At 65.3% G+C, this 712-nt stretch carries 2 protein-coding genes; both read right to left on the minus strand.

Annotation, left to right across the window (positions count from 1 at the left end):
- A partial coding sequence (locus tag ACLD7X_RS17540; RefSeq protein WP_411424975.1) for a TetR/AcrR family transcriptional regulator occupies window positions 1–454 on the minus strand: 454 nt, incomplete at its 3' end.
- On the minus strand, window positions 451–712 hold a 262-nt coding region (locus ACLD7X_RS17545), incomplete at its 5' end, for a hypothetical protein (RefSeq protein ID WP_411424976.1). The genes ACLD7X_RS17540 and ACLD7X_RS17545, both read right to left, overlap by 4 nt.

Below are 712 nucleotides of genomic sequence, written 5' to 3' on the forward strand. Positions count from 1 at the left end.
TCTCGAACCTGACACGCGTCCGCCCCGGCGTGCGTACCTGAATCTCGGCTAGCGGGCTGTCGGTCAGAAGGAACTGGAACCACGCCCGATAAGCCAGCGTCAGAAACTCTTCGAAGGTCCGAGAACCCTCCCGCGCGGCGCGCAGCAGGGGCCGGAAGCGTGTCACGCCGTCATCGTGCAGGGCGTGGAACACCTCCTCTTTCGACTTGAAATAATTGTAGAATGTTCCGCTCGCGAGTTCCGTGCGCCGGATGATGTCGCGCACAGTTGTCGATTCATAGCCCAGCTCGGCAAAGACCTGGCGCCCAGCCTCCAGAATGGCGGCGCGGTTTGCGATCTTGGTCTTCTCGCGTTTGCCAGCGGCCTCCGCCAAATCGATGACCTGTTCGTTCACCACATCCCCCTGCCCTGCCCGGCGCACCATCGCCATATCCTGACGGGGCGTCAATTTCATCCGCGCGGATCAGCCTCCGCCGCCCGGATCCCGCCGCTCCGCAGCGCCGCATGCAGCTTCCCCGGAAGATCCAGCCCCAGGAGCGGCGCATCCCCGGCCAAAGCCCAGACCTGGAGCGACAGAACCGGACCCTTGTCGGAAAGGCGGATGACTCGGGCCGTCGGCTCGGCCGGTTCGGCAAGAATGCGCCCATCCTGCCCGACGCAGGCCCGCGCAAGCTCCGCAGCGTGCTCGGTGTCTGTGTCCCATGCGAGCGTG

Origin of the sequence: Aphanothece microscopica RSMan92 (assembly GCF_046613545.2) — a bacterium.
Lineage (GTDB): Bacteria > Cyanobacteriota > Cyanobacteriia > PCC-6307 > Cyanobiaceae > NIES-981.